The organism is Vibrio sp. K4 (assembly GCF_051122595.1).
GTDB classification, from domain to species: Bacteria; Pseudomonadota; Gammaproteobacteria; order Enterobacterales; family Vibrionaceae; genus Vibrio; species Vibrio owensii.
Window position 1 is genome coordinate 1,164,883 of record NZ_CP178578.1, and the last position, 14,823, is coordinate 1,179,705.

The following is a 14,823-nucleotide window of genomic DNA, read 5'->3' on the forward strand; positions in this document are numbered from 1 at the left end:
CACTGGCGAGTTGGGCGATTACATATAAGCTTATGATATGTAATCGCTAAATGAGCCGTGCGTGTGCTGAAAGTCATTAAATGGATTGTGTTGTTTTTACCCGCTTCAATTTGGCTGGTGGCAAGGCAATATCATGATATTTGGTGGGCGGAGAATCTAACCTCGATTCCCGCTCTCCTTTTATTCGTCTACCTAGGATTTGCTCTGGTACTTTTGGTTTGTCGTCACTGGGCGAAAGCCATTTTCTCTGCTTTAATCGGCTCCGCTTCTATTGCGTTTCTCTTACCCACTCAAATCACAAATAACCAAACCTGCGAAAAACCGCTGACGATAGTCCAATTCAACCTGTTCTACGAAAATCCGGACATCAATCAGTTCATCAATTACTTGCTTAAACACCCTGCGGATTTGGTAGTGATGCAAGAGCTCTCGCCTCAAGTTGGGGAGAAGCTTCATCTTCTCGACGATATTTATCCTTTCTATTATGGCGGCCAGCGCGGTGTTGGTTACCCGTCAAATCAGATGATTTTGAGTCGCTATCCTTTGGAGCCTGTTTCGATTTATCACACCCCAGATGGTCAAGAGGTGATTCGAGCCACATGGCAAGTGGACAACCCTCTTACCCTGATGACGGCGCATCCTCCTTCGCCAAGAACTGAGCCGTTATGGCAACGCCGCAATGCACTGATTCGAACCATAGAAACCCTTACTGATTTGTATCCAACACCGGAAATGATCGTGATAGGGGATTTCAATCTTTCTGCTTCAAGCCCGAGGTTTGATGGGCTGTTTTCTCGTTTCCAAACTCAACCTGTTGCCAGTTGGCCAACATCAGTGAAAGGCTTGCCGGTTCCTGCTTTCGCCATGATAGGGATTGATCACCTCTGGCTTAAGTCAGAAAACTCAAATCGGAGAATCTGTTCAAGAGCATCGACAGATCAACCGAATGGCTCTGATCACAGGTTGGTGACGACTCTAATCGGGCAATGAGTTAGTACTTTCTATTGGCAAAGTGTCTAGTTATTTAGAATTAGGTTAAATCGCGGTGTGGCTTGTCATGGAATTGACGGACTCTGACCTTAAGTTGTTATTTGGGTGAATTCTTTAACCTAAACTCCATCCGCTTCCTATACTGAGAATATAGAGAAAAGCAGAAATTCATAATGATAAGAGGCAACTTGTATGACAAGAACTACCTCAGCAGTGTTAATACTTATTTTAATGAGCGCCTATTTTGCCTATAACCGTTTTTACGTTTATCCGCAAAAGCTAGAAACACAGGCGGAATCGATGCTGATCCAAATGGCCAATCGTGAAGAGTGGCTTGACGTACATGAGATGATGGAACGTGTAGAAGCGCACAAGGCGCATCTGGAGTTGAACGCAGACATTACCTCAACCAGCGGTAAACGTGCATACAGCGAAGGTTACATTACCTATAGCGACCGCAGTCGAAACGTATGCAAACAAGTGGTTTTCAACTTCAAAATCAATTCGCTAAGAAGTTATAGCATTTCAGATTTGCACGATTGTTCTCTGGGTGAGTATTACTGATCTCGCTACGATAATTGATGATTCAATAAAAACGCCTCCAAATCCGGAGGCGTTTTTAGTTTTGGAATCTGATGGATTAATCGAGTGATTTTTTGAAGCGTAATGACGCAACAACTAAACCTATCACCGTAAAGCCCAGTAGCCAGACTGTATCTCGCCATAACTCCATCAAGTCTGCACCGCGCAGCACCACACCACGAATAATGCGCATAAAGTGAGTGGCTGGTAGGGCTTCTGATATCCATTGTGCCGCGACGGGCATACCTTCATAAGGGAACATAAATCCGGACAGAAGAATCGATGGCAAAAGAATAAACACCGTCATCTGCATGGCCTGAAGCTGTGTCGTTGCAATGGTGGATATCACCAAACCTAAGGTTAAACTCGCGGCGATAAACAACAGCGTGCCAAACAGTATCTGACTAATGGCGCCGTTTATCGGCACGCCAAATATCCAGTGACCCAAGCCTAAAATGATAAACACCTGTATCAGACCAACAAAGATGTAGGGAATGATCTTCGCCACCATGAGTTCGATGGAATGGATTGGCGTAGTAATCAGTAACTCTAAATTGCCTCGTTCCCGTTCTCGAACAATGGCTGCACTGGTGAACAAGATCATCGTCATGGTTAGAATCACCCCCAACAAACCGGGGACAATGTTCACCGCCGAGCGTCGACTTGGGTTGTAATACAACGCAACTTCAAAGGTTTTGGTTGGGGCAGGGCGTATCTCAAAATCAAAATCCGTTAACGGCATGGTTTGTAGCGAGAGAATCGCAGAGCTGATCATGGTGTCTGAACCATCTACTATCCACTGGCCAAGCTCTCGACCTTGCACCATACGTTGGGTTAAGTCGCTAGGTAGAATTAAAGCCGCTCGTACCAAGCCGTCTTGAATGGCTTGCTCGGCTTCTGATGCGGTAGCGAAGGTTTCGACCACATCGACCACTTGTGTGACTTTGACGGACTCGGTAATCACGCGCCCGGCAGTACTGCCACTTTGATCGACGACGCCAACGGGAATGTTGCGAATATCCGTATTAATGGCAAAGCCGAACAGCAGGAGCTGAATCAACGGGATCATCACGACCATGCCAAAGGTAATGCGGTCACGTGAAAGCTGACGGATCTCTTTGATCATCACCGCTTTCATGCGGGCAATAGATTTCATCATTGGCGACCTTCTCCCGTCACGCTGACAAACACATCTTCCAAGCTCGGGCGAGCAATGTTCATCTCGCAGCCATCAAGCTCAGGAAAGGTATGGGTTAACCATTCGATCGGTTCTTCGATGTGCTGGTGGATCAAAATACGTAAGCGAATGCCTAGCTGTGCGGCCGAGCGCACCTCTTCACGCTGAATGACTTTCTCTTTTAGCTCGCGTAAGTTATCCGCTTTGACTTCAACGATGTTAACGCCCATTTGCGCCATGAGTTCTTCTGGCTCACCATCGGCGCGGATTTCCCCAGCTTCCATGATAGCCAGACGATGGCAACGCTCCGCTTCATCCATGTAGTGCGTTGTGACCAAAATCGTCGTGCCTTGGTCAGAGAGATCAAACAACTGCTCCCAGAAATCGCGTCGGTTCTCTGGGTCAACCGCAGATGTGGGTTCATCGAGAAACAACAGTTCTGGTTTGTGCATGGTGGCTGCGGCGAGAGACAAGCGTTGTTTCTGCCCGCCACTCATTCCGCCTACGCGCTGTTTGCGTAGTTGGTCGAGACCGTAGGTGGCTAGTTGTTCTTCGATGCGAGCTTTTAGGGCCTTGGTTTCCATACCAAAGATTTGTCCAATAAACTCAAGATTCTCTTGAACCGTCAGGTCATCATAGAGGGAGAACTTTTGTGTCATGTAGCCAATCTTAAGGCGCAGTAATTCCGATTGTTTTGGGATCTTGAGTCCTAGTACATCAACATTGCCCTCACTTGGGCTGAGTAGGCCTGTTAACACACGAATGGTTGTCGATTTACCGCAGCCGTTGGGGCCAAGAAAACCATAAATACTGCCTTTGGGCACATTAAGCGTGATGTTGTTGATGGCGGTGAAGTCACCAAACTTCTTCACTACATTTTCAGCTTGAATCGCGTATTCGGTCATTGGCTTACTCCACCAAATCCACTTGCGCTGGTATACCTGAAGGCAAGGATTGTGCTGAGTCTTGAAGGTCGACTTCTGCAAGGTACATCAAACGCGAGCGTTCTTCCTCGGTAAGCGCGAAATAAGGCGTAAATGAAGGCTCAGTCGCAACCCAACGAACGGTGCCGCTATATGGTTGCTCAACGCCATCTACATGCACGTTAACCGTTTTACCCGGCACAAAGTCTACTCGGTAGTTGGCAGGAACATAAACACGAGCGTATGGGACGCGGCTGGCTTGAATCACAGCAACCACGCCATTGACAGGGACGCGTTCGCCAAGGTTAAACGGTAGGTTATCTAACAAGCCATCTCTCGTTGCGGTGATGGTGAGTTCTGCCAGTTTCTGTTCTTGCAGTGCCACATCAGCTTTTGCTGCCATGAGTGCGGCTTTCGCTTGTTCAATATCTTCAGGGCGAGAACCAGCCGTCAGTTTACTGAACTCTTCTTGTGAGGAGTCCAATTCAGCGCGGGCAGAATCTCTGGCTGCTAAAGCGGTGTCTTTTTCTGATTGGCTGATGAGTTTCTTGCGAACTAACTCCGCTTTACGTTGGTAGTTCTTTTGCGCTTCAACCAATTGAGCTTCCGCTCTGGCAACGCGAGCTTGCGCTGCGGCAATGTCTTCTGGTCGCTCACCATTGGTCAATTTCAAAAGATAAGCGTCAGCCTTGGCTTGTTCGGCTACGGCGTGAGCTAAAACGGCTTCTTGGTTCTTTGTATCGAGCTGAACCAGCACTTCTCCTTCGGTGACTTGGCTGCCTTCCTTGATGGGTAGGGCACGAATTATCTCGCTAGAGGTTGCAGTAAAGGTTACACGGTCACGTTCTAGTGTGCCAAGGGCTTGCTGTCCGTCATCTTTGGAACAGGCAGTTAAAAGAGTCAGGGCTAGGGTGCCAAGAATGATTCGCTTCATCATGCGACGCTTCCTCTAAGAAGGTGAGCTCGAATTCGTATCAAGCTATAGAAGAGTATGGGACTGCATTCAGTGTAACGTGAGTCAGTTTTGTCCGGCTAGGAAGTTAATTCCTTCAATATTCATCGATTGATTAATTACTGAAACTGGCCTCACTCTTGAATGGGTCTCTTAGAATATTCTCATTCAAATATAGTGGGTTACCGTGATGTTGGTGGGGTTAGAAAAGATAAATTAAAGAATCGAGACAAGGATCAGGTTTACCGTGCACGCGTAAAGAAACGGCTAGATAAAGCAAAGCCCGATGGTTGAGCATCGGGCTTTACAGAGCGCGCTAGGACAAAGTTAACGCAACCTTTAATGGCTGTTTAAGCCGTTTTAAACTGACTAACGATTTCTTGTAGACCAACCGCCAGTTCACTTAAGTCTCGGCATGCAATCGCGGTTTGACGAGAGCCTGTTGCGACTTCGCTAGAGAACTGGTTGATGTGTTCGACATTGCGATGCAGCTCTTCAGTCACAGAGCTCTGCTCACTGCACGCACTCGCGATTTGGATACTCTTCTCGGCGATGTTGTCAGCGCTTTGTTCGATGTGACCAATCGTCGTACCTGCTCGCTGAGCTTGCTCAACACACACTTGAATCAAATCGCTGCTGTTGTTTGTTGCCGATACAGCGGTTTTCGAGCAGTTCTGAAGCTTACTGATGATAGAAATGATTTCTTCTGTCGATGCTTGTGTGCGACTCGCTAGCGTACGAACTTCATCAGCTACAACGGCAAATCCGCGGCCTTGTTCACCCGCGCGGGCAGCTTCAATTGCAGCATTGAGAGCAAGCAGGTTAGTTTGCTCTGCGATGTCTTGAATCACGTCAACCACCACGCTGATGTTCGATGCGTCTTGCTCTAGCTCACTTACCATGGTGCCAACAGATTGAATCGCGACTGAAGCTTCGTTGATCTGTTCAATACACTCTTGAACCACTTCTAAGCCTTCTTTGGCTTCTTGAGAGGCACTGTTTGCAGTTTCTGAAGCGGCTTCCGTGTTGCTTGCAACATCGTGCACCGTTGCTTGCATCTCGTTCATGGCAGTCGCAATCAGGTTAAGTTGTTGCTGCTGCTCATCCATGCCTGAAGAGGTTTGTTCAGAAATAGCGCTCACTTCCTCGGTGGCGGTGCTCACCTGAGCGGTAGTAGAAGAGATGCTGTCGACCAGACTCAGTAGTTTGGCTTGCATATCTTCACAGGCGTCTGCCAATAAACCGAGCTCGTCGTTACCAATTTTATTGCGCGGAAGTTTGTAAGTAAGGTCGCCGGAAGCAATCTTAGAGGCCATTTCGACCACGTATTGCAGTGGAGAACAGATTTGTTTTGTGAGGAATAGGCCGAGTACAAAGCTCAATGCCAATAAAGCAACAATCGCGATAATGCTATAGGTGATGGCGTCTGCAACCACATCGTGAGTGCTGTTGATGTCTTCTTTTATGAAGGTTTGGTTTAACTCAACCAGGTCTTTAATCGAGCTAGAAAGTGCTTGGAAGGTTGAAAAACCATCCAGCAGCATAGCGTTGGCTTCATCAATACGTTTCGTGGTTAATAGCTCTGAATATTTGTCGTTGAAGCTACGGTATTTTGACCACGCACTCGATACTTCATTATAAGCATCACGATCGCGCTGATCCCAAAGTGATTTACCGTATTGTTCAATATAGTCGTCGATTTTATTTTCTGATTCATCCAAACCTTTAAGCCAAGTGTTAAATTCAGCATGGTTTACATTGGTCAGCAAAGAGAATTCGTCTTTTCTTAAGGTGCCAATTTCGATTTCAATGTTTTTTACCAATAAAATACTTGGCACTGTGGTGTCAGAAAATTCTGTCATCTTGCCATCAATAAGTTTTATTTGAGAGGTAAAGAAGAAAGATAACGCAATGACGGCAGCGGAGATAACAAGTATCAACGCACTGATTTTACTTTTAATACTTAGGTTAGAAAGTTTCATAGACTCACTGCAAATTGGGGGGCTTGAAAGGCTCGGAGTCTATTCCTGAGATTTGAAATTTAGTGTGATGAAAGTCTCAAATAGTTTTATCGGAAACGAAAATAAAATGGAAACTTAATGTTCATATTTCGTTTGAAAATAAGTTAATAGTTAATCAATATTGATTAGGAAAATAATTAATTAACTTATAAATTATTTCGAGTACGAATTGGTATTAATCTTGATAACCTTACATTCAATCAGAATTTTCTTATTGATGAATTTCGTTATTTATGTGTTAGCAAGTTTTCCTAAATATTAAAACAAGACATCGTACCGAATTGAAGTATTATTTCGGTAAAATAAAAGCCCGATGCTGAACATCGGGCTTCATTGTTTGAGTTTTATGAGCGAGATTTTAGGTATCTAGACCACGTTGGTTTAATCACCAAGAGGCTGTCTTTCCAAACCGCCACGATAAGAGTCGAGGGCAACTTTGAGTCGACGAAGTTTATCGCGCGAGCGTCGCTTATGATTAACGGCTAACGCCATCGAAAGTACATCAACCAAAGCCAACATCGCGTAACGAGAAGCCGATGGCTTGTAGATGAAGTCCGTCTCTTGGTGCTCAATAGGCAGAACCAAATCGGCTTGCTCAGTCAAAGGCGTGTCTTTCGGAGTAATCACAATAACTTTCACGCCGTACTGCTTGGCTAATTGCGCGGTTTCTATGATGGCAGGGGTATAGCCAGTGGCTGAGATCATCACCAGCACATCGTTCGCGTCTGCAGTCGCCGCAATCATGCGCGATAACAAGCCATCGTTGTACGCCACAACAGGATAGCCTAGACGGAACAAACGATGCTGCATCTCTTGTGCTGCAATGGTTGAGCCGCCACCCATGCCAATACAGATCACTTGTCTTGCGTTGTGCAGCCAGTTCACGGCAGTGTCGATATCTTCTTCAACAATCAAACTGCGGTTTACATCAAGGGATTGCTTGATCGACTCATAAATGCCTTGGTAGCCACTTTGATCAGGTGGCTCAAGGATGAATCGTTGTCCAACCGTTAAGGTTTGTGCCAATTTGATCTTCATATCACGCACGTTTTTGCAGCCAACAGCTTTGGCAAAACGGGTGATGGTGGCTTCACTCACTTCTGCGCTTTCTGCCAGCTCAGTAATGCTGGCGTTGGCGGCAGTTTGAATGTCGTCCATGATCAACTTCGCGACCTTCTTTTCGGCATCGCGCAGCGCACTGAAACGTTCAGTGATTTGAGAGATAATATCGACTTCTAAACTCAAGCTGTGTTCCTATCTATTGCATGGAGGCGATTGTGCCGCCCCCACTGGTTTGGCATGAAGTATAACGAAAAGCCTCACTAAGCTCATCATCAGAAACGGGTTTTCACCCAATGAGTGACTTGATACTCATCATCACAAACCGCCACGGCACGCCACTTATCAAACGTTAAACATGGATGAGAGGTTGAGAAGGCAATCATATCACCCACTTGAAGGTCGCTGTTTGCGTCTACTTCGATGAACGCGTGCTGATCCATCACCGCGGTCGTTACCGCACTTTCAATAGAGATTGACTCACCTTCGCGGTATGCGCGCTCAGGGATTGGTAATCCGGCATCAAACGCCACGTCACGTTTACCAAAGCCAGCAACTAGCTTGGTTGGCTCGGGGCGAGAAATCACATAAGCCCAAAGCTCTAATGCCGATTCCAAGTCACCACCTAAATCACACGCTGCTCCTTGGTTGTTTTCAGCGCGCTGCATGACTTTGTTTTGTGCATCAAGGTAAATGCCTGTGTCATGAATCGCGTAGCAACCTGGGCGAATGATGGCGTCAAAATCTTCTAGGTTGGCGAAGCATTCAGAAACCACGTCATACCAAGCAGAGCCTGCGCCAGTAACAAGAGGTTTAGATTCAATCAACTTGTCGTTTTGTAGTTGGGCTGCGATTTCTAATGTGGTGTTGAGGAAGTCACGGATGTCCTGCTCAGCATTGTCACCATGAATGACACCTTCGTAAACCTCGATACCTTTGAGCGTAAGGTGAGGTTGCTGGTGGATGAATGTGGCGAGCTCAACCACATCTTGTTGGTTTCGGCATCCACAGCGACCGCCTTCGACACCAAACTCAATCAGTACATTAAGCGGCAACTGATATTCAGCGAAGGCACGCTCTAGCGCTTTGACGTTTCGGTTTGAATCCACACAGCAATAGAAGTTGATTCCATGGGTTTCAATCAAGTTGGCGATGATGGTCATGTTAGCGCGCCCGACTAGTTGGTTCGCCATGATGATGTTTTTCGCTCCGCCTAGCGCCGCAATCTCTGCCTGAGCCGGCGTTGCGACGGTAATGCCCCAAGCGCCGTTTTCTAATTGCTGCTGGAAGAAAGCGGGAGTCATGGTGGTTTTACCGTGCGGTGACAACTTCACTTTGTGCTGATTGGCAAAACGCTGCATCCAATCGAGGTTGTTCTTCAATGAAGAAGATTTGATCACTGCAGCGGGCAAGGTGATCTCTTCATGGATCAAGCTGTGTAACCCGTCCGAATTGCACGCAACAGGTTGAGCCTTTTCTCCGTAACCTGGCGTGGTAACACACTCATTATGATAGTTTTTATCACACTTTTGGCGATTGTCTTTCATGGCGTACCTACTTCTAACATGGTCTAAGTAATTGATATTAAGTGTTTGTTGCTAACTACCATAAATAATATGTTAGAAAGTATCAAACAAATCTAAGTTTTTTGTGTGTTTCTTCACTGTTTAAATTTCAAGAATTATTAAGATTGAATCATGTTAACGACGGACGAAGAGAGTGAAGTATGTTGTTCGATACCATTATCAAAAGCGTAGAGGTATTTGACGGTACGGGTGCAGCACCATTCATTGCTGATGTTGCGATTCGTCAAGATCGTATTGAGCAAGTAGGGCAGCTAGACGAGCTTTCTGCAAAGAAGGTTATCAACGGTCAGGGTCTTGCGTTGGCTCCGGGATTTATTGATGTGCACACGCACGATGACACCAATGTGATTCGTTACCCTGACTGCTTGCCAAAGATCAGCCAAGGTGTGACGACAGTAATCGTAGGCAATTGCGGAATTAGCGCGAGCCCTGCGGTACTCAGTGATACTCCGCCAGACCCAATGAATCTATTGGGCAAGCAGGAAGACTTCAAATACCCAACCTTTGCGGAGTATGCGAAGGCGGTGCAAGCGGCGAACCCTGCAGTCAATGTTGCTGCGTTAGTCGGTCACACTACTTTGCGTAACAACGTGATGGATGACTTACTGCGCACGGCAACCGATGAAGAAATCGACCAAATGCGTCAAACACTGGCGCAAGCGATGGAAGAGGGCGCATTGGGTTTGAGCTCGGGTCTTGCTTATGCGAGTGCCAAGCAAGCAAACGCGGATGAAGTGATGCGCCTAGCGGAAATTCTTGGTCATCACGGTGGTATCTACACCACGCACATGCGTACCGAGTTTGAAGAAATCATCAGCGCAATGGAAGAAGCCTTTGAAACTGGGCAGTACGCGAAAGTGCCAGTGGTGATTTCTCATCTGAAATGCGCAGGTGCAGGCAACTGGGGACGCACGGTAGAAGTGCTGGATTTGATGGATAAGGTTTCTGAGCATCAAGACGTGTCTTGCGATTGCTACCCATATTCTGCCAGTTCTTCAACGCTGGATTTAAAACAGGTGACGGATGAAATCGACATCTTCATCACTTGGTCTGAAAGTAAACCTGAACACGCTGGCAAGATGCTGAAAGACATTGCTGACGAGATGCAACTGCCTCTTATGGAAGCAGCAAAAGCGTTGCAACCTGCGGGTGCGGTTTATCACTGCATGGATGAAAACGACGTCAAACGGGTACTTAAGTATAAGTTGACTATGGTGGGCTCGGACGGATTACCAAACGACCCGCACCCACATCCACGTTTGTGGGGCACATTCCCGAAAGTTTTGGGGCATTACTGTCGTGAAGAGCAGCTTTTCCCATTGGCAGAAGCGATTCACAAGATGACGGGGATGTCGGCAACACGCTACCAATTGAAAGATCGTGGGGAAATAAAAACAGGCGCTTACGCAGACTTGGTTTTATTTAACCCAAATACAATTAAAGATACTGCAACGTTCGAAAATCCAATTTCCGTCGCGCAAGGTATTGAATCTGTATTTGTAAATGGCGAGTTATCTTATTTAAAAGATAAAGTCACCGAAAATAGAAATGGCGTATTTATTTATCGAAATAATACCCATCAATAACTTATTAAATTAATTAATTTTATAGATTAAGCATTATCACTGGAGAATATTATGTCAATTAAACGTTATGGTGTAGAAGGCGGCGTAGGTACTGGCGGTCAACATTTACCATTTGCACGTGCAACAGAAGCGGGCGGCTTCTTATACGTCTCGGGTCAAACACCAATGACTGACGGCGAAGTGGTAGAAGGCGGTATCATTGACCAGTCTCGCCTAGCGATTCAAAACTGTGTCGATATCATGGAAGAAGCAGGCTACACGCTAGCTGACGTGGTACACGTAAAAGTGGTACTAACGGATTCTCGTTACTTCCAATCGTTCAATAAAGTGTTCAGAGAGTTCTTTGGCGACCACCCACCTGCACGTATTTGCATGGTGTGTGATCTCGTGGTCGACGTGAAAGTCGAAGTCGATGTGACTTGCTACCGCGAAGATCGCCGATAGAAATCACACTTTACCTAATTAAATAAAATAGAGTGCCGGAAATAATTACTTTCCTGTTATTATCTTTTTGGCACTCTCACTCCCTACATAAATATAATTTCATAAAGCAGTAGTGCCTAATATATTTAGCAAAAGCTATAAAAATAAAATTAGATAATTTCTGGAATAAAATCTAATACTTGCTGCTGGAATTATATCAATCTGAAAGATGGATTTTGATATGAGAGGTGTTCAATGAACAGTACACTTTTTCTTACCGGCTTCGGTGCGTATGTCTTATTTTTAATTTGGTTGGGATGGTTTGTCTCTCGCAACCAAAAATCAGGTGAAGACTTTCTACTCGGTGGTCGAGGCTTACCTCTGTTCCTCGTATTAGGTACCACGGTAGCAACCATGGTTGGCACGGGCTCAAGTATGGGCGCGGTTGGCTTTGGTTACTCAAACGGTTGGGCTGGTGCGCTTTACGGCATTGGTGGCGCAATTGGTATCTTGTTATTGGCGCTGTGGTTTGCGCCAGTTCGTAAACTCAACTTTATGACCATGAGTGAAGAGCTCGCATACTACGTAGGTGCAAACCGCATCGTGAAGAACGTGGTTGGTCTGCTTATCTTTATCGCTTCTATCGGCTGGTTGGGCGCACACATCCTTGGTGGTGGTATGTACCTAGCGTGGATTGCCGATATTGAGCTGAGCACTGCGAAGATGATCATCGCAGCAGCGTTTACCATTTATGTGGTTATTGGCGGTTACACTGCGGTGGTTTGGACGGACACCATTCAAGCTATCATCTTATTCGTTGGCTTCATTCTAATGGCGGTACTGTCAGTGCAGCACATTGGCGGCTTGGATAACCTCTACTCTGCCATGGACCCAGAAGCGGTTAGCTTCCTTGCGATTGATAAGCTTGGTTTAATCCCAGCGGTTTCTCTTGCTGTTGTGATTGGTGTGGGTGTACTTGCAACGCCTTCATTCCGCCAACGCATCTACTCAGGCAAAGATGTATCAACCATCCGCCGTTCGTTCGTTGCTTCTGGTGTGCTGTACTTGTTCTTCTCTATCATTCCAGCAGTCATTGGTATGGCGGCGCATGCGATTGACCCTGAACTGAACAACGCGAACTTTGCTTTCCCATACATCGCGGCAACGGTATTGCCAGTAGGTGTTGGTCTTATCGTTCTGATTGCAGGTCTATCGGCAACCATGTCGAGTGCAAGTTCCGATGCGATTGCGGGCGTGTCTATCTTACTGCGTGATGTTTACGTCATGTTCACCGGTCGTGTGCCAAACAAAGAATCCATGTTGAATTACTCTCGCTTGGCTTTGGTTGTAGTGATCGGTTGTGCATTGTTGTTCGCGCTAACTTCTAACGACATCATTAGCTACATCACTAAGATGATCTCGACAGTTATGTCTGGCATGTTCGTGTGCGGTATGTTGGGTCGCTTCTGGAAGCGTTACAACTGGCAAGGTGCACTGGCAACATTGGCAGGTGCGTCTATCGCTTCATTTGCAGTCATGATGAGCCCTGACCTGACCGCTTTCTGGGGCAACCCAGTGATTCCATCTTGCTTGTTTGCCCTAACCGCAGGTGTGGTAGTAAGCCTAGTGACTCCAGCTAACCAAGTGTCACCAGAAATGGCACGAGCAATCCTAGATGATGAGCGTGCTCTGATGGAAATGGAACTGTCTGACGATGGTGTTCTAGAAGAAGATGCTTCATTAAAAAACCGCACAACAGCAAATCAAAACGCTTAATAGCAAAGAGCTTCGGCTCGAACAGAAACTCGCTCATAAGCTCCTGACAAACTGGTGGCTCCCCCGAGCCACCATTCTAAATCTATCCAAAGTAGGTGAACGATGACCGATTCATCCCAGACTAAAATTGCTTTCTTTGGCGAATGCATGATTGAACTGAGCGGCGACCCAATTCGCAAAGGCTTTGGTGGCGACACGCTCAATACCGCACTTTACCTCTCTCGACTGACGGCTCAGCAACCAGTCCAAGTGTCTTACGCTACCGGTCTTGGGGAAGACGTACTTTCTCAAGAGCTTCTGGAAAACTGGCAACAAGAAGGCATTGCTACTGATCTTGTCGAGGTCTTCCCAGCTCAACTACCGGGTTTGTACATGGTGCAGACTGACCAAGAAGGCGAACGCAGCTTTCTTTATTGGCGTGACAGCGCAGCCGTTAAAAGTTACTTCTCTACCTCTTCGCTCAACAAATTAGAAGCCGCGATTGCGAACCGAGAGCTGCATTATCTCTATCTGAGTGGCATCAGCATTGCGATTCTAAATGACGATAGCAAAGTAAGGCTTAAAAAGGCGTTAAGTCAGTTCTCACAAGCTGGAGGCAAGGTTATCTTCGATAATAACTTCCGTCCTCAACTTTGGTCTGCACAAGAGGCAAAGCATTGGTACAGCCAAATTCTGCCTTTAGTCGACATTGCGCTTATCACGGAAGACGATGATGTCTTGGTATGGGGTGAAGAGGAAAGTGCCGAGCAGCGCTGCCTTCGCTTTGGTTGCCGAGAAATCGTGATTAAACGTGGCTGTGAGCCTTGCAAATTGGTTTGGTCGCATGGTGATGACAAGCAAACCGCTTACGTAGCCGCCGAGAAGGTCGTCAAAGTGATCGACACCTGTGCCGCAGGCGACTCTTTTGCTGCTGGTTACCTTGCTGGCAGATTGACCGAACAAAGTTGCGAGCAATCTGCCCAACTCGGTCACGCACTAGCGGCAACCGTTATTCAATATCCTGGCGCGATCATTCCAAACGACGCCATGACTCATCTAATTCGATAATTTCCGAGAACGTATTATGTCCCAAGCAATGATTCAGCAACTTCAGCAATTCAAAGTTATTCCTGTTATTCAAATCAATAAGGTTGAGCACGCGATTCCACTGGCGAAAGTGTTAGTAGAAAACGGCCTGCCAGTTGCGGAAGTGACGTTTCGAACAGAAGCCGCTGCCGATGCGATTAAAGCCATGCGTGATGCTTACCCGCAAATGTGCATCGGTGCTGGCACGGTACTGACGCCAGAGCAAATCGCCCAAGCGAAAGACGCGGGTGCAGAGTTTATTGTCGCGCCGGGGTTGAACCCAAATACCGTGCGTCGTTGCCAAGAAATCAACATGCCGATCGTACCGGGCGTCAATAACCCAAGTCAGGTTGAGCAAGCACTAGAGCTGGGTTTGAACTTCCTCAAATTCTTCCCGGCGGAAGCGAGCGGTGGTATCGCGATGGTGAAATCACTACTTGCACCTTATGTTGATGTGAGCCTGATGCCGACAGGCGGTATCGGCAAGAACAACGTCAATGATTACCTAGCTATCGACCGTGTGGTTTGTTGCGGTGGTACTTGGATGGTGGCACCGAGCTTAATTGAAAACGAACAATGGGACGAAATTGGTAAGCTGGTTCGTGAAGCAGTAGAGCTGGTTGCGTAACTCAAACAGAGCTCTTTTACCCAAGTCACTAGACCCCGTTAAATAGCGTGACTTG

General features: G+C 46.7%; 13 protein-coding genes. 7 read left to right on the top strand and 6 right to left on the bottom strand.

The window, feature by feature from the left end:
- Positions 1–63: 63 nt before the first annotated feature.
- Together ACLIIY_RS22875 and ACLIIY_RS22880 are read left to right on the top strand one after the other, a co-directional pair.
- The gene (locus ACLIIY_RS22875; RefSeq protein WP_061007481.1) at positions 64–990 is read left to right on the top strand and encodes an endonuclease/exonuclease/phosphatase family protein; all 927 of its coding nucleotides are present in this window, start codon (positions 64–66) and stop codon (positions 988–990) included.
- A 192-nt stretch (positions 991–1,182) separates the two neighbouring features.
- Positions 1,183–1,554, top strand: a complete 372-nt coding sequence (locus tag ACLIIY_RS22880; RefSeq protein ID WP_027726579.1) for a hypothetical protein — start codon at positions 1,183–1,185, stop codon at positions 1,552–1,554.
- A gap of 76 nt (positions 1,555–1,630) precedes the next feature.
- Here the strand turns inward: ACLIIY_RS22880 and ACLIIY_RS22885 are convergent, their stop codons facing one another.
- The 6 genes from ACLIIY_RS22885 to ACLIIY_RS22910 form a co-directional block, all read right to left on the bottom strand.
- Positions 1,631–2,728, bottom strand: coding sequence for an ABC transporter permease (locus tag ACLIIY_RS22885; protein ID WP_009706212.1), 1,098 nt, complete (start codon positions 2,726–2,728; stop codon positions 1,631–1,633).
- Positions 2,728–3,654, bottom strand: a complete 927-nt coding sequence (locus ACLIIY_RS22890; RefSeq protein ID WP_434529491.1) for an ABC transporter ATP-binding protein — start codon at positions 3,652–3,654, stop codon at positions 2,728–2,730. Before ACLIIY_RS22890 ends, ACLIIY_RS22885 begins: the two co-directional genes overlap by 1 nt.
- A 4-nt stretch (positions 3,655–3,658) precedes the next feature.
- Entirely contained in the window at positions 3,659–4,609 is a 951-nt protein-coding gene (locus tag ACLIIY_RS22895; RefSeq protein ID WP_005385136.1) for an HlyD family secretion protein, read from the bottom strand.
- A gap of 365 nt (positions 4,610–4,974) precedes the next feature.
- Positions 4,975–6,606 (bottom strand): methyl-accepting chemotaxis protein, encoded by a 1,632-nt coding sequence (locus tag ACLIIY_RS22900; protein WP_434529492.1) that lies wholly within the window; start codon positions 6,604–6,606, stop codon positions 4,975–4,977.
- Between the two features lie 420 nt (positions 6,607–7,026).
- Positions 7,027–7,890, bottom strand: coding sequence for a MurR/RpiR family transcriptional regulator (locus ACLIIY_RS22905; protein WP_005425077.1), 864 nt, complete (start codon positions 7,888–7,890; stop codon positions 7,027–7,029).
- An 89-nt stretch (positions 7,891–7,979) separates the two neighbouring features.
- The gene (locus ACLIIY_RS22910) at positions 7,980–9,251 is read right to left on the bottom strand and encodes an amino acid deaminase (protein WP_434529493.1); all 1,272 of its coding nucleotides are present in this window, start codon (positions 9,249–9,251) and stop codon (positions 7,980–7,982) included.
- Between the two features lie 179 nt (positions 9,252–9,430).
- Between ACLIIY_RS22910 and ACLIIY_RS22915 the strand changes: the two genes are divergently transcribed.
- From ACLIIY_RS22915 to ACLIIY_RS22935, 5 genes are all read left to right on the top strand, one after another.
- A complete protein-coding gene (locus ACLIIY_RS22915) occupies positions 9,431–10,876 on the top strand; it encodes an N-acyl-D-amino-acid deacylase family protein (protein ID WP_047513934.1) in 1,446 nt (481 codons plus the stop codon).
- 51 nt (positions 10,877–10,927) lie between these two features.
- Entirely contained in the window at positions 10,928–11,320 is a 393-nt protein-coding gene (locus ACLIIY_RS22920; RefSeq protein WP_045486620.1) for a RidA family protein, read from the top strand.
- Between the two features lie 234 nt (positions 11,321–11,554).
- Positions 11,555–13,075, top strand: a complete 1,521-nt coding sequence (locus ACLIIY_RS22925; protein ID WP_038889690.1) for a sodium:solute symporter family protein — start codon at positions 11,555–11,557, stop codon at positions 13,073–13,075.
- A 102-nt stretch (positions 13,076–13,177) separates the two neighbouring features.
- The gene (locus ACLIIY_RS22930) at positions 13,178–14,122 is read left to right on the top strand and encodes a sugar kinase (protein ID WP_434529494.1); all 945 of its coding nucleotides are present in this window, start codon (positions 13,178–13,180) and stop codon (positions 14,120–14,122) included.
- A gap of 16 nt (positions 14,123–14,138) precedes the next feature.
- Positions 14,139–14,768 (top strand): bifunctional 4-hydroxy-2-oxoglutarate aldolase/2-dehydro-3-deoxy-phosphogluconate aldolase, encoded by a 630-nt coding sequence (locus ACLIIY_RS22935; RefSeq protein ID WP_038895507.1) that lies wholly within the window; start codon positions 14,139–14,141, stop codon positions 14,766–14,768.
- The last annotated feature ends 55 nt before the right edge of the window (positions 14,769–14,823 follow it).